Genomic DNA, 23,107 nt, shown 5'->3' on the forward strand with positions numbered 1-23,107 from the left:
GAAGGTTAAACGCGGTCTCGGGACGATAAGGCAGGATTTGAACGTCTCGATTAGAGGCGGAGCGAGGGTCGAGATTAAGGGCGTTCAGGAGCTCGACATGATTCCGCTCATCATCGAGAGGGAAGTGGAGAGACAGCTCAACCTGCTCAAGATAAGGGATGAACTCCGCAAGAGGGGCGTTAAGCCCGAGGACATCAGGGAGGAGTTCTACGACGTTACCGACGTCTTCGAGAACACCGGGTCGAAGATAATCGCCCGGACGATAAAGAAGGGCGGTAAGGTTTTGGCCGTCAAACTGCCGAAGTTCAGAGGTTTGCTCGGCAGGGAAATTCAGCCCGGCAGGAGGCTCGGCACGGAGATGGCCGACAGAGCGAAGAAGTACGTGAGGGGCATCTTCCACATTGATGAACTGCCGAATTATGGAATTACCGAAGAAGAGGTCAACGCGGTTATCGAAAAACTCGGTCTTGGCGAGCTTGATGCCTTCGTCCTGGTCGCGGCCGGGGAGGAAACGGCTAAGAATGCCCTTCGTGAGGTAATTAAGCGCGCGAGGGAGGCAATCGAAGGCGTCCCCGAGGAGACAAGGAGGGCTTTGCCGGATGGAAACACTCAGTACATGCGTCCCCTGCCGGGCAAGGCCAGGATGTATCCCGAAACCGATATACCAACAATCTTCATTCCGCCGCAGGAGAAGGAGAAAATTAAGGCCAACCTGCCCGAGCTTCCGCAGGAGAGGGTCGAGCGCTACGTGAGGGAGTACAGGATTGACAAGAGCTTGGCCGAGACCCTCGTAAACGATGAGCGCGACGAGCTCTTCGATGAACTCGTGAAGAAGGGCGTAAAACCCTCGCTGGCCGCTTCAATCCTCGTGGTCGTCCTAAAGGGCCTCAAGAAGGAGGTTCCGGTTGAGAACATCACGGACGAGCACATCAGGGAGACCTTCAAGCTTTACCTCGACGGCAAGATAGCGAAGGAAGCCTTCGAGGAGATATTCAAGGAGCTCGCAAAGAACCCTGAGAAGAGCGCAAGGCAGGTGGCCGAGGAGAAGAGTCTAACGCTCCTCAGCGAGGAAGAGGTTGAGAAAATCATCGACGAGGTAATCCAGGCCAACGTAGATGTCATCAAGGCCAAGGGAATGGGTGCGATGGGCATGATAATGGGAAGGGCAATGACAAAGCTTCGCGGAAGGGCCGACGGCAAGCTCGTGAGCAACTTGGTGAGAAAGAAGATTCAGGAACTGAGCGGGAGCTAACTTTTTAAGCCCCTTTTCTTACTTTTCCTGATGGTTAAGGCGAAGTTCGTTGTGCTCTACGTTAAAACCTCTATGGCCGACGCCGAAGTTAGGGACATCCTTAGGTCGTACCTGAGGCTCATTCATCCAGACGTTGATTCACTCTTCAATGCCCTCCTCACTGCTTCCCTTCAGAGCAGGAAAATAACCGTTGTTGAGACCCCCTCTGGAATGTACGTTGCCCCCGGAGAGTACGAGATTAAGGGGGAGACCTACGAGTTTCTGGTGAGCAAAGAGGAGGGACTTAAGAAAGTCGCCGAGGACATCCTAGGGGTCAGCAGGGACCCCAAGATTAACAGCATCGTAAACATCGTTCAGGTGCTTTTGTGGGTTGCCATCCTGGTGCTCGGATATCTCGGTTACAAAAACGAGATGCTCAGCGGACTTGTGTCTTATATTATGCTGCTTATAATGGCCTCTTTGTTCGTCGAGAACCTCAGAAAGGGGTACAAAAAGAGAAGGCGGGTCAGAGCATCGGCTCCTCATCATAGCTCAGAGTGAGGGAAAAGCGCTCATCATCCCCGTCTCCGTTTTCCATCTGCCCTTTTAAAGCCTGCCTTACCAACCTGGAGCGAAAACCATTTAAAGAGTGAAGTTGTTTTCTTCCCGATGAAGTTCATCAACGCCGTTCCAATCCTCTACTATGAGCTGAACGTTCCGCCGGAGAGGGTTAGGGAGGCCTTTCCCTCGGCGCTTGAGTTTAAGAATCCCACTCCAGAGAGCCTCTCAATCGTGCAGCCGCCGGGGAAGAACTCTGGACTGCTCGTGATTGACGTCAAAGCCGAGAACCGCCACGTCTTCGTTCTCCCCGTTAGGGATGAGCTTATTCTAATCAACGACACCCTGCCGAGGGTCTTTGTAATTCCCCCAACCGCTCTCGATGAATTTTTTAAAGCCCTCGTTGAGGACAACGTCAAGGGTATTCTGGACAAAGGCATCAGAAGGAAGGGCAAGAAGTGGCGCTTTCTCATAGACTTTGCCGCAACTGTCATCGTTGTTTCAATCGAAAATCAGTTCCACATCGGAATCTGGGGTGGGGTGCTCCTCGGTGCCGTTTTTACAACCGTTGAATACCTGCTCGGTCCAAAGAAGGGGAAGTTCAGGGTTATGGCAACGGAACTGAGCGAGAAAAGCGTTCGTAGAATGTACGAGGTTTCGGAGAAGAAGGGAAAGGTATTGAAGGTTTCCCTTTAGCGCCCCAGCTCCTTGTGAGCTTTCGCGAGATGCTTCGCCGCTATCGCCGCGAGGAGCGAGAGCTCTCCAGCCAAAACCGCTCCGGCGACAATCTCCGCGAACTTCTTGGCGTTTGTGCCAGGCGGCTCGCCTCCCCCAGCGACGCCCATAATGCTTAAAGCCTCCCTCTGGGTCGGAACGCGCGTTCCCCCTCCAACGGTTCCGATTTCGAGGCTCGGCATGGTGATGCTGATGTAGAGGTCGCCCTCCGGTGTAACCTCCGCGAGGGTTATGCCGTGTGAGCCTTCGGTAATCTGTGCCTCATCCTGCCCCGTGGCGAGGAAGATTGCCCCGACTATGTTGCCGAAGTGGGCGTTGAAGCCGTAAGAGCCTGCCTGGGCAGAACCTACGAGGTTCTTGCGGTAGTTCACCTCCGCTATTAGTTCCGGCGTGGTCTTCAGCTTCCTCTCGACTATATCGCGCGGTATTACTGCCTCCGCTATTACCGTCTTACCGCGTCCGTTGATGAAGTTCACCGCGTTGGGCTTTTTGTCAACGCAGAGGTTGCCCGAGAGCGCCAGATACTTTACGTCCGGGAAGTGCTCCTCTATGACCTTCATTATTTCCTCGCTCGCTATCGTAACCATGTTCATTCCCATAGCGTCGCCGGTGGTGAACTCAAACCTGAGGTAGAGGTTGTTGCCCACTATGAAGGGCTTAACGTCCCTGAGCTTTCCGTGTCTGGTGACCTTGCTGACGGCCTTCTCCTGGAGGTAGTCGATGTTCTCCTTCACCCACTCCGCGACTTCTCTCGCTCTCCTTGCGTCTGGGCATTTAAGCAAAGGAGCGCGCGTCATCTTGTCGTCTATAATTGTCGTCTTAACGCCGCCGGCCTCGGTCAGTGCCGAACAGCCCCTGTTAACGCTCGCAACGAGCGCTCCCTCCGTCGTGGCGAGGGGTATGTAAAACTCCCCCTTCGCGTATTCTCCGTTGATTTTGAGCGGTCCCGCTACTCCCATCGGTATCTGAACGACGCCTATCATGTTCTCGATGTTCCTGCCGATAACCTGCTCCGGGTCTATGCTGTAGTGTCCGATGTGCTCAAGCTTTATGCCGAGCTTTTTCTCAAGAGCCTTTCTCCTCACTTCGGTTGCGGTTCTCTTGTCGGTGTACTTCTCAACCTGGTGGAGCTTTATCTCTCCCCGGGCGACCTTCTCAACCAGCTCATCAAACTCCATTTCAACACCCCCAGAATCAGCCGAAAATCCATTCCTCAAGGACCTCTCCAATCTCTCTGAACGCAACGGCGGCGTCGCTGTTGGGAAGGTATTTGATTATCGGAATTCCAACGTTGATGGATTCTGGAACGTTGTAGTCGAAGGGAACCCAACCGAGAACCGGGACGTCCAAATCCTCTTCTATGGCCTCTATTATCTTATCAACGACATCGGCGCTCTCGCGAACCTTGTTCAGGACGACGCCGATGTTCAGGTTGTACTTCTCTCCAAGGGCCTTCAGCTTCTCTATCTCATTTTTCACCATCGTCTCGAAGGAGTAAATCGGTGAGCGCTCTATTTCGACAACGATTAGCTGGTAGTTTGCAACCTGAAACGTTGGGAGCGTGTCGAAGGGTATTCCCGTTGGGGAGTCCACGAAAACGACACCGAATTTGTACTTGACCCGCTCAAGAATGTCCACGAGCCTCCTGGGGGATATTCCGAGAACGTCTTGAAGCTGTGTGCTCCCGGGCATCACGTAGACGCCGGTTTCTTTGTGCTTGTATATTGCCCACTCCGGGTCTATGTCAGGGTTCTTAAGGAGTGTATGAACGGTGTACTTTACGGTATCGAGGGCGAAGTGGAAGCCAAGATTGGGCAGGTAGAGGTCTCCGTCCACTGCCAGAACCCTGTACTCCCTTGACGCCAGGAACGTGCTGAGGTTTGCAGTTGTGGTGGTTTTGCCCGCGCCTCCACGTCCCGTAACGACTATCACTGCCATTGTAACCCCTCTAAGGGTGGAATATGAACTTTAAGATATAAATGTTTCCAACGGACGCCTCTTAAAGGAGAAATTACTCTTCCCAGTTATGTGTAGTAGTCCACTTCTATGTCGTGATGACCACAAAAGGTTTATATCGTCCCCATTTAGATTCCCATTGTAAGGTTAAGGAGATGATTGCCATGGCTGAAAAGATGCCGGCCATCATGAAGACCAAACCCGCTTACGGTGCCGAGCTCGTTGAGGTTGACGTTCCCAAGCCCGGGCCGGGCGAGGTTCTCATTAGGGTTCTCGCAACGAGCATATGCGGGACCGACCTGCACATCTACGAGTGGAACGAGTGGGCGCAGAGCAGGATTAAACCGCCCCAGATTATGGGCCACGAGGTCGCTGGAGAGGTCGTCGAGGTTGGCCCCGGCGTTGAGGACCTCCAGGAGGGCGACTACATCAGCGCCGAAACCCACATCGTCTGCGGCAAGTGCTACGCCTGCAAGCACAACCGCTACCACGTCTGCCAGAACACCAAGATTTTTGGCGTTGACATGGATGGCGTCTTCGCGACCTACGCCATCGTTCCGGCCCAGAACGCCTGGAAGAACCCCAGGGACATGAAGCCCGAATACGCCTCACTTCAGGAGCCGCTTGGCAACGCCGTTGATACCGTTTTAGCCGGTCCGATAGCGGGGAGGAGCACGCTCATAACAGGAGCCGGTCCGCTCGGACTGCTCGGCATAACCGTCGCGAAGGCGAGCGGTGCTTACCCGGTTATCGTGAGCGAGCCGAGCGACTTCAGGAGAAAGCTCGCCAAGAAGGTTGGAGCGGACTACATCATCAATCCCTTTGAAGAAGACCCGGTTGAGGTCGTTATGAGCATAACCGACGGTGCCGGGGTTGAGGTATTCCTTGAGTTCAGCGGTGCGCCTAAAGCTCTGGAGCAGGGCTTGAAGGCCGTAACGCCGGGAGGAAGGGTCTCGCTCCTCGGTTTGTTCCCCCGTGAAGTTACGCTCGACTTCAACAACCTGATAATCTTCAAGGCCCTTGAAATTCACGGCATCACCGGAAGGCACCTCTGGGAGACCTGGTACACCGTTTCGAGCCTGATTCAGAGCGGGAAGCTCAACCTCGACCCGATTATCACCCACAAGTACAAGGGCTTCGACAAGTTCGAGGAAGCCTTCGAGCTGATGAGGGCAGGAAAGACCGGCAAGGTCGTCTTCTTCCCTAAGGAGTGATTTTTCTCCCCCTCTTTTCACCGCAATTCTTAAGTAAACCCTTCCCCACTTCTCCCGGAGGTGTTGGAATGGAGCTGAGCTATGGGGAGAAGCTCACCCTCATCAAGCTCAACGGACTGAAAAAGGTGAAATTCGAGGAGCTCGTCAAAGAGACAGGATTGGAGCAGGTAGCTGTCATGAGGGCAGTTCTCGGCCTGCAGGCGAAAGAATTAGCCAAGCTCCACGAGAGGAGCGAGAAGGTCGTTAAGCTCACCGAGACCGGAAAGAAATACGCCGAAATTGGTCTTCCAGAGTGGAGGGCCTTAAGGCTCCTCCGCGAGAGGGGAAAGGTTACCCTCGACGACCTTAGAGAAGTTCTCAGCGACGACGAGCTGAAGCCGATAGTTGGCCTCCTCAGGAAGGAGGGCTGGGCAAACGTTAGGAAAGAGGACGGGAAGCTAATTCTTGAAATCACGGAGAAGGGACTTAAAGCCGGGGAGAGGCCCATTGATAAGGCCTTAAAACTCCTCGCCGAGAAGGGAGTCGTTCCGGTTAAAGAGATAGAGAAGCTCGTTCCGGTTAAGGAGCTCAAGAGGAGGAAAATCGGAGAAGAGGAGACCCTAACCGAGAGGGAGGTTGAGATTACTCCGGAGGGCGAAAAGCTTGCGCCAAAAGTCGAGCTGAAGCGGGAGGTTTCCGTTTTAACTCCGGAACTCATAAAGTCCGGCAAATGGAGGGAAGTTGAGTTCAGGAAGTTTGACATAAAGGCCCCGGTGAGGAGGATTTACCCTGGCAAGAAGCAGCCCTATAGAGCTTTCCTCGACAAGATAAGGAGAAGGCTCATCGAGATGGGCTTCATCGAGATGACGGTTGATTCGCTCATTGAGACCCAGTTCTGGAACTTCGACGCCCTCTTCCAGCCCCAGAACCACCCGGCGAGGGAATGGACCGATACCTATCAGCTCAAGTATCCAAAGAGCGGTTTCCTGCCCGAAGATGAACTCGTTGAGAGGGTTAAGACCGCCCACGAGCGCGGTCTGGCCGGCTCGCGCGGCTGGGGCTACGTCTGGTCTCCTGAGAGGGCAATGCTCCTCATGCCAAGGGCTCATGGCACTGCCCTCGACGCGAGGCAGTTGGCGAAAGGAGTCGAGATTCCGGGGAAGTACTTCACAATCCAGCGCGTTTTCAGGCCGGACGTCCTCGACAGGACGCACCTCATCGAGTTCAACCAGATTGACGGCTTCGTCGTCGGTGAAGAGCTGAACTTCAGGCACCTCCTCGGAATTCTCAAGCGCTTCGCAGTGGAAATCGCTGGGGCCAAGAAGGTTAAGTTCCTGCCCGACTACTACCCGTTCACCGAGCCGAGCGTCCAGATGAGCGCCTACCACCCTGAACTCGGCTGGGTTGAGTTCGGCGGTGCCGGAATCTTCCGCGAGGAGATGACCAGAGCTTTGGGCATTGACGTCCCGGTCATCGCGTGGGGAATCGGAATCGACAGGTTGGCAATGTTCAAGCTCGGAATAGACGACATACGCTACCTCTTCAGCTACGACCTCCGCTGGCTGAGGGAAGCGAAGCTGGTGTGGTGATGGGAGATGCCAAAGTTCGACGTGTCAAAGCGGGATTTGGAGAGGCTTGTCGGGAAGGAGTTCACGGTCGAGGAGTGGGAGGACCTCTTCCTCTACGCCAAATGCGAGCTGGACGACGTCTGGGAGGAGAACGGTGAAATCTATTTCAAGGCCGACTCCAAGGACACGAACAGGCCCGACCTATGGAGCGCCGAGGGGATAGCCAGACAGATACGCTGGGCGCTCGGTTTCCAGAGGGGCCTGCCGAAATACGAGGTTGAGAAAAGCGACGTTACCGTTTACGTTGACGAGAGGCTGAAGGATATAAGGCCTTATGGTGTTTACGCAGTCGTTGAGGGCCTCAAGCTCGACGAAGAGGCTCTCAAGCAGATGATTAACCTCCAGGAGAAGGTGGCTCTGACTTTCGGAAGGAGGAGAAGGGAGGTAGCAATAGGCATCTTCGACTTCGACAAGGTGAAGCCCCCGATATACTACCGGGCAGGGAAGAAAACCGAGAGGTTTGTCCCGCTCGGCTTCGAGGAGGAGCTTACGCTGGAGGAAATCCTTGAAAAGCACGAGAAAGGGAAAGAGTACGGTCATCTGATTAAGGACAGGCCCTACTACCCGCTCCTCGTGGACAGCGAGGGTAAGGTCCTATCGATGCCCCCGATAATCAACTCCAAAACGACCGGAAGGGTGACGACCGAAACGAGGAACGTCTTCGTCGACGTCACCGGCTGGGATTTGAACAAGGTCATGCTCGCCCTTAACGTCGTCGTTACAGCCCTGGCGGAGCGCGGAGGAAAGATTAGGAGCGTTAAAGTCGTTTATCCCGACTTTGAGATTGAAACGCCCGATTTAACTCCCAAGTCATTCGAGGTCGAGCTGGACTACATAAGGAAGCTGGCCGGCCTCGAGCTTAGCGACGGCGAAATCAAGGACCTCCTCGAGAGGATGATGTACGACGTGACCCTTGAGGACGGTAAAGCAAAGCTCCTCTATCCAGCCTTCCGCGACGACATAATGCACGCCAGGGACGTTCTGGAAGACGTCCTCATCGCCTACGGCTACAACGAGATTGAGCCCGAGGAGCCTAAGCTTGCCGTTCAGGGCAGGGGCGACAAGTTCGTCGAGTTCGAGGACGCGGTTAGAGAGCTAATGGTCGGCTTCGGCCTTCAGGAGGTCATGACCTTCAACCTGACCAACAGGGAGGCCCAATACGACAGAATGAACCTCGAATACGGAAGGGACTACTTCAACAACCCGCCGGCTGAACTCGTCGAGATAGAGAACCCGATAAGCCCGAAGTGGTCGGCGCTGAGGAACTGGCTTCTGCCGAGTTTGCTCGACTTCCTGAGCCAGAACACCCACGAAGAGTACCCGCAGAGGCTCTTCGAGGTCGGCAAAGCGACGCTCATCGACGAGGGCAGGGAAACGAAAACCGTCAGCGAGAGCAAGCTTACCGTCGTGCTGGCCCAGCCGAGAGTTACCTTCACCGACGCGAAGGAAATCCTTGACAGCGTGATGAGGCATCTCGACTTCGAATACGAGGTTGAGGAGGTCGAGCATCCGAGCTTCATCCCCGGCAGGGTGGGAAGGATAATCGTAAACGGCCAGACCATCGGCGTAATCGGCGAAATCCACCCATCTGTTTTAGAAAAGTGGGGAATCGAGATGCCCGTTGCGGGCTTCGAGCTGTTCCTAAGGCCCCTCTACACGGAGCCCTACCTTTAGTCCCTCTTTTTCTTCTTCTCAAGGAGGGCGCACATGAGCTCGAAGTTTGTAACGCTTATGAGCACCTCAACGTCAAAGACTTCCTCCATTCTCTCACCTCGATTTTAGGTTCTTGTGCCTCTTTATCAAGTTTGCTGGAATTTTTTCGTATTTCATTCGAATTTTGAGTTTACAAAAGTCAAGAAACTTGGAGGATTTTCGGGGAAGGCTTTTTATATCTTCGACAGGAGCGCCAACCATGAAGCTGGCTCTCCGCGTGGCCTACGACGGAACGGCATTTTACGGCTTTCAGAGACAGCCCGGAGTGAGGACGGTAGAAGGGGAACTCATTCGCGTTCTGACCAAACTAAAAATCATCGAAAGTCCCGAAGAAAACGACTTTAAAGGTGCCTCACGGACGGACCGCGGGGTTTCCGCGTTCTTCAACGTGGCTTCGTTTGCCCCCGGTGAGAGGGCGGATCTGGCGAGGCCAGAGGTGTTGAACCATCATCTCCGGGACGTCTGGGTTCTCGGCGTTGCCGAGGTTTCCGATGACTTCCATCCGAGGTTCTGGGCAAAATCGAAGACCTACCGGTACTATCTCGTTGATGAAGGGTTCAACCGCGAGGAGATGTTTGAATGTGCCAGGCTCTTTGAGGGAACCCACGACTTCTCGGCCTTCGCGAAGCTCGAACCCGGCAGGAACCCGATTAGGGAGATAAGGCATATCAGCATCGTTCCAAGACACGGCTACTATGTGATTGAAATCACTGGCAAAAGCTTCCTCTGGGAGATGGCGAGGAGAATCGTCAACGCGCTCCGCTTCTGCGGACTCGGTCTCCTTGAGCAGGAGGACGTTAAAGCAATGCTCTCGGGGACTTACAGGAAGAAGGTCCCGCCCGCTCCTCCTGAGAACCTCATTCTGTGGCACATGGAATATCCAGGCATCGACTTCAAAACCGATGAGAAGGGCCTTGCAAAAGCCAAACGCGACCTCTTTGAGCGCTACTCAAGGGCTTTAACAAGGGCTGCGCTTTTTGGGGACTGCCTCGTTGAGCTTTGATTCCCTGTCGTAGTACTTCCCGTAGTACTGCTTTAGGGCTTTCTGCCTCTCGATAAAGTGCGTGTAGAGCAACGGGTCGTCGTCGGCGACATCAACAATAACTGCTCTCATACCCTTCTTTGGCCGTAGCGCCCTTCCTATGGTCTGTATCGTCATGATGTCGCTCTTTCCACCTCCAGCGAGAATTATCGCAGAGATTTCTGGAATGTCAACTCCCTCCTTTAGGAGGGTTGAAACTAAAACAGGAATCTCACCTTTCTTGAAGGCCTCGAGAACCTCCCAGCGGTTCGGACTCTGAGAGCTTAGGAATTCCGCTCTTATGCCCTCCTTTTCGAGCATCTCCTTCAGTATTTTGCCGTGCTCTATGCGCTTTACGTCGATGAGGACGCGGTGGCCCTTCCTGACGAGCTCTTTGGTCTTTTTCACTATGGCCCTGTTCCTCTCGTCGTTGTTCATGACGACGTCCTCGTATAGCTCCTTGTAGCGCTCGCTGAAGGATGGCATGGCTGACTCGTAGGTTATTACCTCGAAGCGGGGCTTCGCTAGGAATCCCTCCCTTATTAGGTCCTCGGCCTTTACCTCGTAGATTATCGGGCCGACGACGGCCTCAATCTTTATTTCCTCACCACGAACACGCCTCCACGGCGTTGCGGAGAGGCCGAAGCGGTAGACCTGGGGGAGGCTTATTCCCAGCTGGTAGAACTTCTCGGCGGCGGAAGTCCTGTGGCACTCATCGAACATGACTACCGCGTAGTCGTTCTTCAGCTCCTTGGCCCCCCTCGACAGAAGAGTCTGTATCATGGCAACGGTGACGTTCCCCTCACTCCATCGGTTGTCGCCAACGATACCGGCTTTGATACCGAGGAGCTCCTCCACCTTTTCGGCCCACTGATAGAGAAGCTCCTTTGTGTGAACGACTATGAGCGCTGAAAGGTCGAGTTCGTGAACAATCCTCAGACCCACGACTGTTTTTCCGCTTCCAACGGGGAGGGCAAGAACACCCATTTTTTCCTTCAGAGCTTTTTTCACCGCCCTGACCTGATACCTTCTCAGCCCGTACCCTTCGTTCCATTCAGAGTTGAGTTTGACCCCCCTAACCTTTCTCTCATCCTTTACCCTGACCCTGTAGCCACCCTGATTGAGAGCCCTCTTTACCCTGGGAAGCAAACCCACTGGAAAGGTCTTCTCATACGGGTCGTAGAGGCTCTCGGGTTTCTCCCACTTGCCGTAGTCCTTCTTGTATGTGAGCAAATCGTAGATTTTGAAGTAAACGCTTGGCTCCGCCTTCTCGACCTTAACCAGTGCTGAACCGTCTGGAATCCTGAGGACAACCATAGGCATGGCCAATCAGAGCGGGTCTGGAAAAAGCCTTTATAGACCTTTTGGAACAAGGTTCTAAGGTGGTTGTATGCTGGGGGAAATTTTACAAAATTTTGATGACCTGGTTGTCATAAGGAAGGAGGTCAAAAAGGAGCTTGAAATCACCAAGTACCTCCTGAAATACAGAGACAGGCCCGTTCTCTTTGAAAGCGTTGACGGCTGGAAGGTCGCTGGAAACATCTGGAGCACCCGGGAGAGGATAGCCAAGTTCCTGAACACCGATAAGAGCGGCTTGATTCATCTGATAGCCGGGGCAATGGAAAATCCCGTTCCGTGCAAAACCGTCGAAACGGCTCCTTTTTTGGAAAACTCGACGAATGATTTCTCTCTCCTTGAACTGCCGGTTCCAAAGTACTATCCCAAGGACGGCGGACCCTACTTTACCTCGGCGATGGTCATCGCAAAGGACGATAACGGCTTCGTCAACATGTCATTCCACAGAATGATGGTTCGAGACGAGAAGACAGCCGCGATAAGGCTCGTCCCGAGGCACCTCTACGCGATGTGGAAGGACAGGGCCGAGCACGGGGAGGAGCTGGACGTTAGAATCGTCGTGGGAAATCCAATTCACCTGCTCCTCGCTGGAGCTACGAGCACAGCCTACGGAATCAGTGAGCTTGAGATAGCATCGAAGCTGAGCGAGCTCGCCTTTGGAAAGCCGGTTGAAGTTATTGAGCTGGGCGGGATTCCCGTGCCGGTCGAGAGCGAGTTCGTCTTCGAGGCGAAGATAACACCAGAGCTGGTCGATGAGGGGCCGTTCGTGGACATAACGGGAACCTACGACTACGTGAGGAAGCAACCGCTGGTCGTCTTTGAGAGGATGTACCACGTTGATGAGCCTATTTTCCACGCCCTCCTGCCAGGTGGCTACGAGCACTTCATGCTCATGGGTCTTCCAAAGGAGCCTCAAATATACGCGAGCGTCAAGCGCGTGGTTCCAAAGGTTCACGGGGTGAGGCTGACGGAAGGAGGTGCCATGTGGCTCCACGCCGTCGTTTCGATAACCAAACAGCACGACGGCGACGGCAAGAACGCGATTTTGGCGGCTTTCGCCGGCCACCCGAGCCTTAAACATGTGGTCGTCGTTGACGAGGACATAGACATCTACGATGACCGCGACGTGGAGTGGGCGGTGGCGACACGTTTCCAGGCTGACAGGGACCTCGTGATAATCCCCAACGCCCGCGGCAGCTCCCTCGACCCTTCCGCTGAGAAGAGCTTAACCGCCAAGTGGGGCATCGACGCGACGAAACCCCTCGACAGAAAGGAAGAATTCGAGAGGGCTAAGCTTTAACCCCCTCCGCTTTTTTCACCATCTTGCCCTCCAGCAGGTCTATTATCTCCACCTTCTCGTAGAGGTACCAGAGGGCGAGGAAGCTGAGCCCCGTCGAGAGGAACGGGTTGATTGGGTAGAGCGGGCTGAGGGCGATGAAGACGGCGTAGCCGAGCAGGAACGCAGAGAGCGAGTAGAGAACCTTACCCGTCCCGAGCCTGTAGGCCGCGTAGAGGCCGGCAATCGCTATCGGGACCTCCCAGGGGACGAGTATGAACTTGTCCCAGAGGTGCCAGCCGAGCCTTGGAAAGCCGTACCAGACGCCGTTCGGGAGGAAGGGAATCCTTCCTGTGAAGAAGTCCGCGAGCAGGTGCAGGCCGTTGCCCAGAACTCCGAGCGGACCGAAGGGGAGCATGTAGATGAACGAGACGAAGCCGTGGTTGAAGAAGATCCTCGTGAAATCGCCGGTGGTGAGGAGCATCTGAATGAAGCTGTAATCCGGTGCGGAGTTTGCTATGACGAACAGCCCGAGGAGCTTCCTGTTCCAGCCCCTCCAGGTCCCTATGAGGTAGGCAACGAAGATGTGCATTGGGAGTAGCATTCGAACACCTCAGAATCCTTCGAAAATAAAACCTAAAAAGTTTTCTGAACAAAATTGAGAAGTTGAAAAGTGAACTACTCAACGAGTTTAAGAAAGATTTCCTCGAGGCTTGGCTCCTTCACCTGCATGGTTAGGATTTTTGCACCCTGTGAGGCCACGTAGTCGTGAAGTTCCTCGCGAATATCTTCAGGAGCAACGACACGGTACTTCCTCTCGCCGAGTGGCGTGACGTTCCACGCTGTGGAACTCCAGTCCACGGGCCTGTTAGTCTCGATGATAATCGTGTAACCTGCCTTTCTCAGGAACTCCCGCTTGATGTTTTCGATGCTGTCCTCCAGAACGAGCCTGCCCTTTACTATAACTCCGACGGTGTCGCATATCTCCTCAACGTGGGCCAGGATATGGCTTGAGAAGAAGACCGTCTTTCCGGCTTTTTTCTGCTCCCTGATAATCTCCTTGAATTCGGCGATGCCCTTGGGGTCGAGGCCGGTCATTGGCTCGTCGAGGATTAAAAGCTCGGGGTCGTTTATCAAAGCCTGGGCGAGGAGCAATCTTTGACGCATTCCCTTCGAGAACTTGCCGACCTTCTTGTTCCTGACCTCCCAGAGGTTAACGAGCTTCAAAAGCTCCTCTGCTCTTTTTTCCCGCTCCTCCTTCGGAATCTTGAAGGCCTTACCGATTATGTTGAGGGTCTGTAGTGGTGTTAGAAACTCCCACAGGGTGGCGTGCTCCGGCATGTAGCCGATTCTGGCTTTGGCTTTAACGAGATTGCTCTCGTTGAACGTTCCGTCCCTGAAGACCTCCTCGCCGAAGAGTGCTATTCTACCCTCCTGAGGAAGAACGAGACCGAGCAGACTCAGGATTGTCGTGCTCTTACCGGCGCCGTTTGGTCCAAGGAAGCCGTAGATAACGCCGTTGGGGACGCTTAGATTCAGACCGTCCAGGGCTTTGGTGTCCTTGTAAACCTTGACCAGGTTCTCGACGGTAATCATAACCATCACCTCAGGTCAACCCTTTTGAACCTCAGAGCGGCCAGTCCGAGGTATACGAAGGGCATTCCCACCAGCAGGACGACGTTCACAACGGTTTTCTTCAGAGCATGGCCCAGGCCCACGTAGACGGGTCCGTACACCCCCTCCGTAATGTTCTGAATTTCCATTGTGTTGTCAAGTATCACGTTGAACTGGGCGTTTGGTGCGAAAAAGAGGTATCTTGTGTAGTATTCGTCTTTGATGTGGGTGTATGAGTTCGTGTCGGAGTAGCTGGTTGCAGAAACGGCCTTGTACTGGACGTACCCGGGAAGGACGAGGTACAGCAGGAAGAAGACGAGGAGGGCAACCCCAAACGCCGTTCCCGAGGAGCGCAGTGACAGGCTCATGAGGTAGCCGATTGTTATGAACCCGACCAAAACGAAGCCCAAGAGAACGTTCAGGATAACGACGTCGGAGTAAACTGGCCCCACGTTTATTCCCACCCACTTCAGGCCTATCAGCGTAACGGCCGTCATGATGAAGACTATAAGCATGAAAATTGCAAAGTTTGCCCCGAATTTTCCAAGGAGGTACTCTATCCGTTTTATCGGCTTGCTCAGTGCTATTCTTATCGTTCCATCTTCCATCTCCTTCAAAAAGGCTCCAGCTCCGAGAACTATCGCCATTATTCCCAGGAAGAACAGGGAAACCTGGGTTGTGTAGGAGATTATGAGCGATATCACGCTCTTTTCCGTAATCCCGGTCTGTTGCTTCATCGAATAGAACATTGGAAGGTAGAGTATTATGACGATTGCCACGAGCGCCCAGATTTTCTTCGTTCTTATGCCCTTCTCCAGCTCAAGCTCGAAGCCCCATCGCATGGTCTCACCTCAGAAACACTAACACAAAGAGTATAAAAATTTTGTTAATATTGTAGGAATGAAATTAGAGTCCCCTAAGTTCAAGAACGAGTTCCGCCTTTGGACAGTGCCTCCTCAACCGCTCAATGACCTCGCCTTTTCCACCGAGAACCGGCCACAGGATTGAGTCTATGTGAAGCGGCGGAATTCCCGTTCGCTCTGCGATTCTACCCCAGAAGCTAACCGGAGACTCGCTGGTGAAGCGCTTGGTATAGGCGTTTATCCTCACGTCGTCCGGAATCTCGATGGCCATTGGATAGGGAACGAAGGCATTGAAGGCAATCCTCCCGGCGTAGCCGAACATCTTCACGGCGAAGACTATCGTTTTCGCGCTCCTTTTAGACTTCATAACCTTCGCGAGGTCATCTCTGAGCCTCTCCATGCCGTTGAAGTAGTAGTTTCTCAGCTCGTCCATCGAGAGAGACTCTAAGAAGGGGCCGACCCGCTCGATTCTCTTGAGCTTCCCGGCAACGAGACGCCTGTTGGTTCTTGAGTTGGGGAGAAACTGGGCGTAGGCCTCCGTTATTCTCTCCGGCGGGTTCTTCGAGAAATGCCCTGAGAACTCCCACCACCAGTCCTCGCCCTTCCCGTTCAGTTGATAGCTGACGAGCGCGTTGGCTATAACAAGTTTGATGAAGAGTTCATCGTCCTTCAGGTTTTTCCGGAGGTTTTTGAGGGCGTCGAACTGCAAATCAACCTTCTCCTCAATGGTTCTCGCGCAGTCGATGCCGAGCTCCCGCAGTATTTCCACGAGCCTCTCGATTTTATCTTCATCTTCCCGGTATTTTATCCTCACGAAGCGGTCGAGCGTCATTGTGCCACGCTCCTTATCAACCTTTCCAGGAAGGCGTTTTCGCTAACAACCTCTGCCCCGGTGTTCCTCGGAAGGCCGAGTTCGACCTCAGCCCTTATCCCGTGCTCCTTAAGGTGGTCGTTAAGCTCGGCAGAAAGCCTCTGGAACTCCGCCTTCAGGATTAGGCCGTAAACCGTTGGCCCCCAGCTGCTCTGGCCTGCGCCGTATGTTTTCTTGCTTAACCAGTCAAGGATTAACTCCACGTCCTCCCTGAACTCCCCTCCTTGGAACTCCGCGAAGTGCCTGCCGACGAGCCTCTGTATCGCCGAGAGATGCTCACCGAAGGCCTTGATGTTCCTCTCCTTTAGCGCGGGCAGGAGACCGAGCAGAATTCTGTAGCTTATTTCCCGGGCGGCTTCGAGGCTTCCAAAGTCCCCCTCCATAACGAGCTTTTCCTCCTCCTCGTCGAGTCCCGGCTTTACCTTCGGAATCACGAGCAGAAACGCCCACTCCTTGGGAAAATCCTCGCGGAGTATCAGCGGAGGAACGCCCTCCCTAACCCCTCCATCGAGGACGAAGCCCCCGTGAGCGAAGGCGTAAATCCCCGCCCCGCTGTTCTTTCCCCTTCCGAGAACTCCCGCGAGTTTCTCAATTGGAACTTCCAGCCCGTTAAGTCTCGCTATTGCGGTTCCAACAGCTAGGCTCAGCTGTGTTGTTGAGCCGAGGCCTATATGCCTCGGAATGGTCTTCCGCACTTCGATGAGGTAGCCGGTTCCGGTTCCAAAGGCCGAGTTCATTCTCCCGACGGCTTTCCTTATCGTCTCTACGTCCTCGCCCTCGGCCTTTATTTCGAGCCGTTCAGCGGGCAGAACCTTTACCTCGTAGCCCCCTTCAAGCGCCACTCCAAGGCTCCCGAAGCGCCTTCCGAGCGAACCGGTAGGGTCTATCAGGCCAAGGTGAAGCCTCTTCGGCGTCCGGATTATCATCCCCATCACCCTTTTATTCGCCCTTGAGGACTCTCGGTGGTGGTGCTAATGAAGTTTGCGGGAATCAGTCTCGAGAGGCCGAAGATAATGGGAGTGATAAACGTCTCGCCGGAGAGCTTCTACAAGGGGAGCGTGAGAAACGACGAAAAGACCCTTGCCGAGACCGCAGTTAGGATGGTTGAAGAAGGGGCGAGCTTCATGGATATAGGCGCAAAATCAACAGCCCCTTACCTCGAGACCCAGATTCCGCTGGAAGAGGAAATTCGGAGGGCCGTCTGGGCGGTTAAGGTCGTCAAGGATGCGGTTGACGTTCCAGTGAGCATAGACACAACCAGCGCGAGGGTTGCGGAGGAAGCTCTAAAGGCCGGCGCGGACATCATAAACGACGTAACCGGCTTCAAGGGCGACCCGGAGATGGTGAGAGTTGCCTCCGAATACGGTGTTCCGGCCGTTCTCTGCGCCCACGGAAATGTTGAGAACTTCTCGGACCCGGTCAGGACTGTCATAGAGTTCCTTCAGGAGAGCCTGACGATAGCGGAGGAGCACGGGGTCGAAGATGTTGCCGTTGACCCCGCAATAGGATTTCTCCGCCCGGAGTGGCCGCCGTGGTACGAGTGGGACTCGAAGGTCATAGCCAACCTCAATCTGCTCAAGCTCCTTGGAAAGCCAATCCTCGTCGGCATCTCGCGGAAGTCCTTTATAGGGGCAATAACCGGCAGAAGGAAACCAGAGGAAAGGCTCGCCGGCAGTCTGTCGGCAACTGCCATAGCGGTTCTGAAGGGTGCGAGAATAGTGAGGACCCACGACGTGAGGGAAACGCTCGACGCGGTTAAGGTTGCCGAGTTCATTGGACGGTTTTCGCCCTAGAGTTCTTTGCCCTCTTCCATTCTTCGAGGAGCGTTATCAGGAGCGACAGGGAAACCGGTCCGATAATGATTCCGACGAAGCCAAAAGCAATGTAGCCTCCGAAGATTCCCACGAGGCTTACGAGCGCGTTAACACCCCACTGTCTTCTGCCGAGCTTCTTGGTTAGGAAAACATCGGGTAAAGGCGATACGAGGGTTGCCCCGTAGAGGGACAGTGCAAGTGCATGCCCGACCATGCCCGAGGTGAAGAGGTAGAACGCCCCTCCAAGCCATACCATCCATCCGCCGACTACCGGCAGCAACTCAAGCACCGCAGTCAGGATTCCGGCCGCTATCGAACCACCGGTGTTTGAGATACCGAAGATGTAGAATGCCACGGCCATCAGGAAGCCCTTTCCAACGCTCACGAGCAGCCAGCCGCGCAGAACGTAGTGAAGCGTTTCCCCCGCCCTGCTGATGAGCTTAACGGCGAGCTCCCTGTTGGAGGGGGGAAGGAGCGAGTAAACCTCTCTCTTTATGGCCTTTGCGTTAACGAGAACGCCGTAGAATGCGAAGACCATAACGATGACCTGGAGGGCCAGCTTGGGAAGGGAGTAGGTGTAGCCCAGAACATAGGCGTTGAAGCGGTCGGTTATTGCTTGAGAAAGCTTTTGCAGGAGGTCGTAGGCGTCGGGTGGAAGGTGCAGGCCGAGGAGCCAGCTGAAGAACGTATCAACGTAGCCGGTGAGGGAGTACTTGACGTCGTTCATCCAGAGGGCGAAGCCAAGGATAAAGAAGAACGACACAACCGTTACGAGACCCGTCATTATCAGGGCAGACCAGCGGTTTCCGACGCGGTTGCTGAGCTTCTCGTGAATGGGGTAGAGGATGTAGGCGAGCGTTACGGCGACGATAATGGGGGAAAGAACGGGGCTAACCGTCTGCCACGTAAGGTAGAGTATCACGAGCGAGACTGCAATCCAGACGGCGGTTTCAAGCTCCATCCAGCATCCCCAGGTACTTCAGGATTAGCTCCCTCGCGCTCGGCTTGCTGAAGACTATGAGATAGCCTCTCTCGTCGAGGATGAAGTCCTTTCCGAGCGCGAGCAGAGTCTTCTTGAGCTTCACGACTTCCGCCCTCTCGAGGTCAACCCTCTCCTTGACTTCAGCCGGCGCATCTATCTCGCTTAAGGTCTTCTCAAGCCTGTTGAGAACGCTCCTGTTGACGAACTTAACCGGACTGAAGTTCGGCTCTTCCGCGATAATTTCGCTCGGGTCGAGGTAGATTCCCCAGTACTCCTTGGCGCACTCGAAGGGGTATACGTAGTCCTCCCCGTAGTCTGGGAGGTAGAGCTCCCTTATCACCGCGAGGAGAAGCCTTCTGGCGTCTTTCCCGTAGAACTCAATCCTGAGCTTGAACTTTCCATCTTCGAAGCCGTTCTCAAACACCTCAAGCTTCTCCTCGCAGAGCATTCAACCACCCCCGATGTAGGGTTTCAGGTAGTCGGGGTCGAGGTAAAGGGCCTCGCTTCCGTAAACACCGAAATCGCTCGGTGTCTCAAGGTTTTTGTATATAATCACCCTTGCCCCGCTGACGTTCATAAGCTTTTCAAGCAGGCTTATGGCGGTGTCCATTCCTCCAGTTTCATCAACGAGCGTTCCAGTTACGTTCTCTGCGAACCACGTCCTTCCCGTGGCGAACTTCTTAACTTCCGAGATGCTCATGTTCCTGCCCTCGCTCACCGCCTGAAGGAACGCCTGGAAGTATGTGTTGACCATGTTGCTTATTATCTTTCTCTCCTCCGGTGTTAAATCCCTCCATTCAGCGCCCATGTCCTTGTAGGGACCTGTCTTGAAGACCTCGACCTTGATGCCGTTCATCTCGTAGTTCTTCTGTAAATCGTAGTGAACGTATATAACCCCTATGCTTCCGACCTGGGCGAGTGGACTCGCCACTATTTTATCTGCACCGTTCGCTATGTAGTAGCCGCCCGAGGCCATTATTCCGCCGGAATACGCCACGACGGGTTTGACGAGGGCGAGCTTCCTGACGGCTGAGTAGATGTCCATCACCGGGCCGACGTCACCGCCGGGACTTTCAATCCACAGGAGAACCCCTCCGATGGAGTCGTTTTCCGCAAGCTTCCGCAGGAGGGGAACAACTTCGAGGGCCGTGTAGTCGGTTATTATCCCGAAGATTGGCACAACCGCTATCGTTGTCCCGTTGGGTTTGGCAAGCTCCGACCTGAGGAAGGCGACCTCATCTCTCAGCTGGCTGAGCTGAAGGCTGGAGCCGGTTGCGTTGCACGTTACGTTTACCGGGTTCTCAACTACGGCCGGCGTGACGTTGGATACGGGCGTTACATTCACCTGCTCGTAGAGAACCGCTATCGCGACGCTCGCAAGGACGAGCAGTATTATCAGAACCGCGGAGACGTACTTCCACAGGTTCTCCCTCATCTCCTCACCCATCGGCCCTTTGAGGAGACCCTTTTAAACCTACCTCGCTAAGCTTTTATATCAAGCCGATAACTTCTCGGCAGGTGGTCGTATGGAGATAGGAGTGACAATTTACCCACACTTTGTCACGAAGGACAAGACCCTCGCCTCGATACTCGCGGATGTGAAGATTAAGAACTACGACTTCGTCTCGATATTTCCCCACACCCTTGGACTAATCAAGAACGGTGTGGTTGTCGAGAAGAAGCTCCGCCCGATTGAGACGACTCTGAGGGGCGTTGGAATCGACTACATAGTTAGAATGCCCACCTCGGTCAACCTGCGCGACCACATCTACTACACGCGCCACTTCCGCGTCGCCAAGGCCGTTGCCGATGTCGCGATTAAGCTCGGCGCCAAGGTAATCGTCATGCAGAGCGGTAGAACGGGAAGGCTCGACCTCGAAATCGAGGCCATACAGCAGTTAGCTGATATGGTCGGGCCCTTTGACATAAAGATAGCCCTTGAGAACACCTTCAGCGTCAAGGACACGCTCTACGTGGTGGACAACGTTGACAGGGAGAACGTCGGCTTCGCCCTCGACGTGGCCCACGCCTTCCTCAGCGCCCAAGGCAACGAGGAGAAGCTTTTGGAAGATGTGAAGCTTGGCACCGACAAGACGGTAATCCTGATGATACACGACAACTTCGGAAAGCTCTTCCCGCAGGTCGAGCCGGAAGACGCTTTGGCTTACGGCGTCGGCGACCTCCACCTCCTGCCAGGGGAAGGAAGCATACCCTTCGGCAAGGTACTTCGCCTGTTTGGCGACGTCCCACTGCTCCTGAAGGTCAAGGACCCGGACAAGTTTGCCAAAATACCGAGCAAGCAAGGGCTGATAGAGCTACTTACAAGTCTCTGATTTTAAACTCCTATCCTCTTCCCTATCTCTCCGTAGAGAACCGCGAGGGCCCTTCCTATCGCCTCTTTCTTCCGGGTGAAGTGGGTAACGTCCTCGCTCAGGTTCTCGCGGATTAGCTTGACGGCTTCCTCAATCGTTATCAGCCCTTCGAGCCAAGAGTAAGCTAAGATTGCCTCGGCAACGTCGCCCCTCGCGTGTTTGTCGCTCCTCGGCGGGACGAGCTTTCTCAATCCCGACATCTCAAGGGCTATGCTCAGAGAAGCGTTGGGAACCCTCTCCCCGGTCGGCCTTCCGAGGTACTCGCTCAATGCCAGAGAAAAGACGAAGTTGAGGAGAGAATCGCCGAATTTGGCTAGCCCCTTGTCGGTGAAGTCCTTGGAATAGGGAAAAGGGGGCAAGGGCTTCACCCTTCGAGGGCCTTCTTCCATGCCTCGAGAAGAACCCTTGCGCGGTCGAATATCTTCTGCGCGGCCTCCTCAAGAACTTCCTCCGGCTTGACCTTGCCGTCGGTAACGACCTTGAAGCGGGGCTTTCTGGCCATGAGAATGGGATGTTCAATCGTGTAGCCGGCGAACTTGACGTGCTCGTTCTCGTGGAGCACCTCGTTGAGCAGGTTGGCGAAGGTGTGGTCCTCCCCCTCAAGGTAGAACTCGAGGAGGTTATCCTCGCGCTTTATAACCTCAATCCTCATCAGCATCACCCGATAAAGCTTTCAGCAACTCTTCTAGGGCCCGCTCCTTGTTCTTGACCAGTTCGTATTTAAACTTATCCTCCTTCCACTCGGCTATGCCGAGACTTGTGAGGGTCTCCAAAACTTCATCCGGTTCGATTTCAAAGGCAACGCTTACTGGAACGACGACTTCTCTAATCTGTCTCGTCGTCTGGAGGGCTATCCCGGATAAGACCTCGCCGAGTTTCCTTACGAGTTCAACCGCCTCGCCCCATGGGAGGGAGGTTATCAGTTCGTCATCCCTCAGCTCCGCCGTTTCGCCCAATAGTTCGAGTGTTCTCATGATTATCGGTGTCGAGACGCTCGTTCCGGCCTCGCGCAGGAGGTCGTCTACCGTGTAGTGGTAGAGACCGCGCCTGTCTGGGTAGAGCTTTGCCCTAACCCTGTTGTGAATTTCCCGTATCTTTCTTATCGCTTCCCTGACCTCGTCCTTCGTCCCCTGAACGTTTATCTTGATGGAGTCCAGCTTTCCGTGAACGTAGATGAAAGCCGGTAGGCGGAGCCTCTGGAGCTCCTTCATGAACTCCTCCTTTTCAACATCGCTCCTGACGTGAATCGTTATTACCTTCTTGGCCCTCATAGGGTCACCTTCAGCTTCCTGTAGTAGGGTGAGAGCTTTCTCGTCTCGACATTACCGCAGCGCGGACAGATTAGCTTGTCCCCGCGCCTTATGAGGGGTGTCCTGCAGCGGGAGCAGAGGGCGTAGACAACACCGAGATCCTTTTCCCTTGTGGAGAGCTGTATGGGACTTTTCTCGTTGGAGATAACCTTCGCCCTCACGACGTCGCCAATCTTGAACTCCTTCGTTATGTCTTCAACAAAACCTTCCTTGACCTGCGAGATGTGGATTCCGGCCAGTTTCGATGTCGCTATCTCCCTGTCGTTCTCGCGACCCTCTATCTGGAGGAGCTGGACGATTACGGCCTGGGGCTTGACCTCTATGACCCTCGCGAGGACTATGTCCCCGACCTGCGGGAGGGGTGGTGTGTCGGTCACAGGTTCGACGCTTATCTCCATTTTCTCGGGGTTGATTCTAACCCTGCCAGCCCTGGTCGCGTAAAGCTCTCCGTTCTCCTCCCTTACTCCTTCGCCGGGCATGAACTCCTCTATAACCCCGAGGTAGTCCCCGGGAAGGACGAGGTCTCCGTTTTTGACCTTCTTATCCTCCATTCCCTCACCTCCGAAGATTTTCCTACGCCGATTTTTTAAGCGTTCCCCTAAGGTTTATAGGCC

Annotated in this window: 25 protein-coding genes; 10 read left to right on the forward strand and 15 right to left on the reverse strand. The window is 54.3% G+C overall.

The features are described from left to right. The 3 genes from gatE to MVK46_RS06745 all read left to right on the forward strand — a co-directional run. Positions 1–1,252 (forward strand): Glu-tRNA(Gln) amidotransferase subunit GatE (gene gatE, locus MVK46_RS06735; RefSeq protein WP_297535861.1); only part of this gene is annotated, 1,252 nt, incomplete at its 5' end. A 30-nt stretch (positions 1,253–1,282) separates the two neighbouring features. Beyond that, the gene (locus MVK46_RS06740; RefSeq protein WP_297535862.1) at positions 1,283–1,792 is read left to right on the forward strand and encodes a hypothetical protein; all 510 of its coding nucleotides are present in this window, start codon (positions 1,283–1,285) and stop codon (positions 1,790–1,792) included. Positions 1,793–1,900: 108 nt separating this feature from the next. Next, entirely contained in the window at positions 1,901–2,485 is a 585-nt protein-coding gene (locus MVK46_RS06745; protein WP_297535863.1) for a hypothetical protein, read from the forward strand. Here MVK46_RS06745 and hmgA read toward each other — a convergent pair. Next, positions 2,482–3,702: a hydroxymethylglutaryl-CoA reductase (NADPH) gene (gene hmgA / locus MVK46_RS06750; RefSeq protein WP_297535864.1), complete on the reverse strand. Its 1,221-nt coding sequence runs from the start codon at positions 3,700–3,702 to the stop codon at positions 2,482–2,484. The two genes, MVK46_RS06745 and hmgA, sit on opposite strands and share 4 nt — an antisense overlap. A gap of 16 nt (positions 3,703–3,718) precedes the next feature. Then, positions 3,719–4,462, reverse strand: coding sequence for a MinD/ParA family protein (locus tag MVK46_RS06755; protein ID WP_297535865.1), 744 nt, complete (start codon positions 4,460–4,462; stop codon positions 3,719–3,721). Between the two features lie 182 nt (positions 4,463–4,644). On the opposite strand from MVK46_RS06755, the gene tdh reads away from it, so the two are divergent. The 4 genes from tdh (at position 4,645) to truA (ending at position 10,017) form a co-directional block, all read left to right on the forward strand. After that, positions 4,645–5,694 (forward strand): L-threonine 3-dehydrogenase, encoded by a 1,050-nt coding sequence (gene tdh / locus MVK46_RS06760; protein WP_297535887.1) that lies wholly within the window; start codon positions 4,645–4,647, stop codon positions 5,692–5,694. Positions 5,695–5,762: 68 nt separating this feature from the next. After that, entirely contained in the window at positions 5,763–7,262 is a 1,500-nt protein-coding gene (locus MVK46_RS06765) for a phenylalanine--tRNA ligase subunit alpha (protein ID WP_297535866.1), read from the forward strand. 6 nt (positions 7,263–7,268) lie between these two features. Next, complete coding sequence (gene pheT, locus MVK46_RS06770; RefSeq protein WP_297535867.1) at positions 7,269–8,975, forward strand: phenylalanine--tRNA ligase subunit beta; 1,707 nt, start codon at positions 7,269–7,271, stop codon at positions 8,973–8,975. Between the two features lie 238 nt (positions 8,976–9,213). Next, positions 9,214–10,017: a tRNA pseudouridine(38-40) synthase TruA gene (gene truA, locus MVK46_RS06775; RefSeq protein WP_297535868.1), complete on the forward strand. Its 804-nt coding sequence runs from the start codon at positions 9,214–9,216 to the stop codon at positions 10,015–10,017. Here truA and MVK46_RS06780 read toward each other — a convergent pair. Beyond that, positions 9,973–11,352, reverse strand: coding sequence for a DEAD/DEAH box helicase (locus tag MVK46_RS06780; protein ID WP_297535888.1), 1,380 nt, complete (start codon positions 11,350–11,352; stop codon positions 9,973–9,975). The genes truA and MVK46_RS06780 overlap by 45 nt on opposite strands. A 73-nt stretch (positions 11,353–11,425) precedes the next feature. On the opposite strand from MVK46_RS06780, the gene MVK46_RS06785 reads away from it, so the two are divergent. Further along, positions 11,426–12,691, forward strand: coding sequence for a UbiD family decarboxylase (locus MVK46_RS06785; RefSeq protein WP_297535869.1), 1,266 nt, complete (start codon positions 11,426–11,428; stop codon positions 12,689–12,691). Here MVK46_RS06785 and MVK46_RS06790 read toward each other — a convergent pair. The 5 genes from MVK46_RS06790 to MVK46_RS06810 form a co-directional block, all read right to left on the reverse strand. Further along, a complete protein-coding gene (locus tag MVK46_RS06790; protein WP_297535870.1) occupies positions 12,681–13,271 on the reverse strand; it encodes a hypothetical protein in 591 nt (196 codons plus the stop codon). The two genes, MVK46_RS06785 and MVK46_RS06790, sit on opposite strands and share 11 nt — an antisense overlap. A gap of 74 nt (positions 13,272–13,345) precedes the next feature. Further along, entirely contained in the window at positions 13,346–14,263 is a 918-nt protein-coding gene (locus MVK46_RS06795) for an ABC transporter ATP-binding protein (protein ID WP_297535889.1), read from the reverse strand. Positions 14,264–14,268: 5 nt separating this feature from the next. Beyond that, positions 14,269–15,123: an ABC transporter permease subunit gene (locus MVK46_RS06800; RefSeq protein WP_297535871.1), complete on the reverse strand. Its 855-nt coding sequence runs from the start codon at positions 15,121–15,123 to the stop codon at positions 14,269–14,271. A 64-nt stretch (positions 15,124–15,187) separates the two neighbouring features. Continuing rightward, the gene (locus tag MVK46_RS06805; protein ID WP_297535872.1) at positions 15,188–15,976 is read right to left on the reverse strand and encodes an N-glycosylase/DNA lyase; all 789 of its coding nucleotides are present in this window, start codon (positions 15,974–15,976) and stop codon (positions 15,188–15,190) included. Continuing rightward, positions 15,973–16,941 carry a beta-ribofuranosylaminobenzene 5'-phosphate synthase family protein gene (locus MVK46_RS06810; RefSeq protein WP_297535890.1) on the reverse strand — a complete coding sequence of 323 codons (969 nt, stop codon included), beginning with the start codon at positions 16,939–16,941 and terminating at the stop codon, positions 15,973–15,975. Before MVK46_RS06810 ends, MVK46_RS06805 begins: the two co-directional genes overlap by 4 nt. 48 nt (positions 16,942–16,989) lie before the next feature. Here MVK46_RS06810 and folP point away from each other — a divergent pair, with 48 nt between their 5' ends. Then, positions 16,990–17,808, forward strand: coding sequence for a dihydropteroate synthase (folP, locus tag MVK46_RS06815; protein WP_297535891.1), 819 nt, complete (start codon positions 16,990–16,992; stop codon positions 17,806–17,808). On the opposite strand, the gene MVK46_RS06820 is transcribed toward folP, so the two are convergent. From MVK46_RS06820 to sppA, 3 genes are read right to left on the reverse strand one after another with little or no spacing between them, the layout of a single operon-like run. Continuing rightward, a complete protein-coding gene (locus MVK46_RS06820; protein ID WP_297535873.1) occupies positions 17,786–18,790 on the reverse strand; it encodes an AI-2E family transporter in 1,005 nt (334 codons plus the stop codon). The genes folP and MVK46_RS06820 overlap by 23 nt on opposite strands. After that, on the reverse strand, positions 18,780–19,259 hold the full coding sequence (locus MVK46_RS06825) for a PH1570 family protein (protein WP_297535874.1): 480 nt from the start codon (positions 19,257–19,259) through the stop codon (positions 18,780–18,782). Before MVK46_RS06825 ends, MVK46_RS06820 begins: the two co-directional genes overlap by 11 nt. Further along, on the reverse strand, positions 19,260–20,246 hold the full coding sequence (sppA, locus tag MVK46_RS06830) for a signal peptide peptidase SppA (protein ID WP_297535875.1): 987 nt from the start codon (positions 20,244–20,246) through the stop codon (positions 19,260–19,262). It abuts the gene before it with no gap. 91 nt (positions 20,247–20,337) lie between these two features. Between sppA and MVK46_RS06835 the strand changes: the two genes are divergently transcribed. Continuing rightward, on the forward strand, positions 20,338–21,144 hold the full coding sequence (locus MVK46_RS06835) for a sugar phosphate isomerase/epimerase (protein ID WP_297535876.1): 807 nt from the start codon (positions 20,338–20,340) through the stop codon (positions 21,142–21,144). A 2-nt stretch (positions 21,145–21,146) separates the two neighbouring features. Here MVK46_RS06835 and MVK46_RS06840 read toward each other — a convergent pair whose 3' ends face one another. The 4 genes from MVK46_RS06840 to MVK46_RS06855 are packed head-to-tail and all read right to left on the reverse strand — an operon-like array spanning position 21,147 to position 23,044. Next, positions 21,147–21,542 carry a ribonuclease III family protein gene (locus MVK46_RS06840; protein ID WP_297535877.1) on the reverse strand — a complete coding sequence of 132 codons (396 nt, stop codon included), beginning with the start codon at positions 21,540–21,542 and terminating at the stop codon, positions 21,147–21,149. Positions 21,543–21,547: 5 nt separating this feature from the next. After that, positions 21,548–21,835 (reverse strand): DNA-directed RNA polymerase subunit L, encoded by a 288-nt coding sequence (locus MVK46_RS06845; RefSeq protein ID WP_297535878.1) that lies wholly within the window; start codon positions 21,833–21,835, stop codon positions 21,548–21,550. Beyond that, positions 21,825–22,454 carry a DUF2067 family protein gene (locus MVK46_RS06850; protein WP_297535879.1) on the reverse strand — a complete coding sequence of 210 codons (630 nt, stop codon included), beginning with the start codon at positions 22,452–22,454 and terminating at the stop codon, positions 21,825–21,827. Before MVK46_RS06850 ends, MVK46_RS06845 begins: the two co-directional genes overlap by 11 nt. Continuing rightward, positions 22,451–23,044: an exosome complex RNA-binding protein Csl4 gene (locus tag MVK46_RS06855; protein WP_297535880.1), complete on the reverse strand. Its 594-nt coding sequence runs from the start codon at positions 23,042–23,044 to the stop codon at positions 22,451–22,453. Before MVK46_RS06855 ends, MVK46_RS06850 begins: the two co-directional genes overlap by 4 nt. Between the last annotated feature and the right edge of the window lie 63 nt (positions 23,045–23,107).

This window comes from Thermococcus sp., from assembly GCF_027066465.1.
Classification (GTDB): domain Archaea; phylum Methanobacteriota_B; class Thermococci; order Thermococcales; family Thermococcaceae; genus Thermococcus.

Coding starts and splice junctions, on each gene's coding strand:
- MVK46_RS06800 (WP_297535871.1), bottom strand. CDS start 15,123: ATGCGATGGGGCTTCGAGCTTGAGCTGGAGAAGGGCATAAGAACGAAG.
- MVK46_RS06805 (WP_297535872.1), bottom strand. CDS start 15,976: ATGACGCTCGACCGCTTCGTGAGGATAAAATACCGGGAAGATGAAGAT.
- pheT (WP_297535867.1), top strand. CDS start 7,269: ATGCCAAAGTTCGACGTGTCAAAGCGGGATTTGGAGAGGCTTGTCGGG.
- tdh (WP_297535887.1), top strand. CDS start 4,645: ATGGCTGAAAAGATGCCGGCCATCATGAAGACCAAACCCGCTTACGGT.
- MVK46_RS06825 (WP_297535874.1), bottom strand. CDS start 19,259: ATGCTCTGCGAGGAGAAGCTTGAGGTGTTTGAGAACGGCTTCGAAGAT.
- MVK46_RS06755 (WP_297535865.1), bottom strand. CDS start 4,462: ATGGCAGTGATAGTCGTTACGGGACGTGGAGGCGCGGGCAAAACCACC.
- MVK46_RS06785 (WP_297535869.1), top strand. CDS start 11,426: ATGCTGGGGGAAATTTTACAAAATTTTGATGACCTGGTTGTCATAAGG.
- MVK46_RS06765 (WP_297535866.1), top strand. CDS start 5,763: ATGGAGCTGAGCTATGGGGAGAAGCTCACCCTCATCAAGCTCAACGGA.
- truA (WP_297535868.1), top strand. CDS start 9,214: ATGAAGCTGGCTCTCCGCGTGGCCTACGACGGAACGGCATTTTACGGC.
- MVK46_RS06845 (WP_297535878.1), bottom strand. CDS start 21,835: ATGAGGATTGAGGTTATAAAGCGCGAGGATAACCTCCTCGAGTTCTAC.
- MVK46_RS06745 (WP_297535863.1), top strand. CDS start 1,901: ATGAAGTTCATCAACGCCGTTCCAATCCTCTACTATGAGCTGAACGTT.
- MVK46_RS06850 (WP_297535879.1), bottom strand. CDS start 22,454: ATGAGGGCCAAGAAGGTAATAACGATTCACGTCAGGAGCGATGTTGAA.
- hmgA (WP_297535864.1), bottom strand. CDS start 3,702: ATGGAGTTTGATGAGCTGGTTGAGAAGGTCGCCCGGGGAGAGATAAAG.
- MVK46_RS06835 (WP_297535876.1), top strand. CDS start 20,338: ATGGAGATAGGAGTGACAATTTACCCACACTTTGTCACGAAGGACAAG.
- MVK46_RS06810 (WP_297535890.1), bottom strand. CDS start 16,941: ATGATAATCCGGACGCCGAAGAGGCTTCACCTTGGCCTGATAGACCCT.
- MVK46_RS06790 (WP_297535870.1), bottom strand. CDS start 13,271: ATGCTACTCCCAATGCACATCTTCGTTGCCTACCTCATAGGGACCTGG.
- MVK46_RS06795 (WP_297535889.1), bottom strand. CDS start 14,263: ATGATTACCGTCGAGAACCTGGTCAAGGTTTACAAGGACACCAAAGCC.
- MVK46_RS06740 (WP_297535862.1), top strand. CDS start 1,283: ATGGTTAAGGCGAAGTTCGTTGTGCTCTACGTTAAAACCTCTATGGCC.
- sppA (WP_297535875.1), bottom strand. CDS start 20,246: ATGAGGGAGAACCTGTGGAAGTACGTCTCCGCGGTTCTGATAATACTG.
- folP (WP_297535891.1), top strand. CDS start 16,990: ATGAAGTTTGCGGGAATCAGTCTCGAGAGGCCGAAGATAATGGGAGTG.
- MVK46_RS06855 (WP_297535880.1), bottom strand. CDS start 23,044: ATGGAGGATAAGAAGGTCAAAAACGGAGACCTCGTCCTTCCCGGGGAC.
- MVK46_RS06780 (WP_297535888.1), bottom strand. CDS start 11,352: ATGGTTGTCCTCAGGATTCCAGACGGTTCAGCACTGGTTAAGGTCGAG.
- MVK46_RS06820 (WP_297535873.1), bottom strand. CDS start 18,790: ATGGAGCTTGAAACCGCCGTCTGGATTGCAGTCTCGCTCGTGATACTC.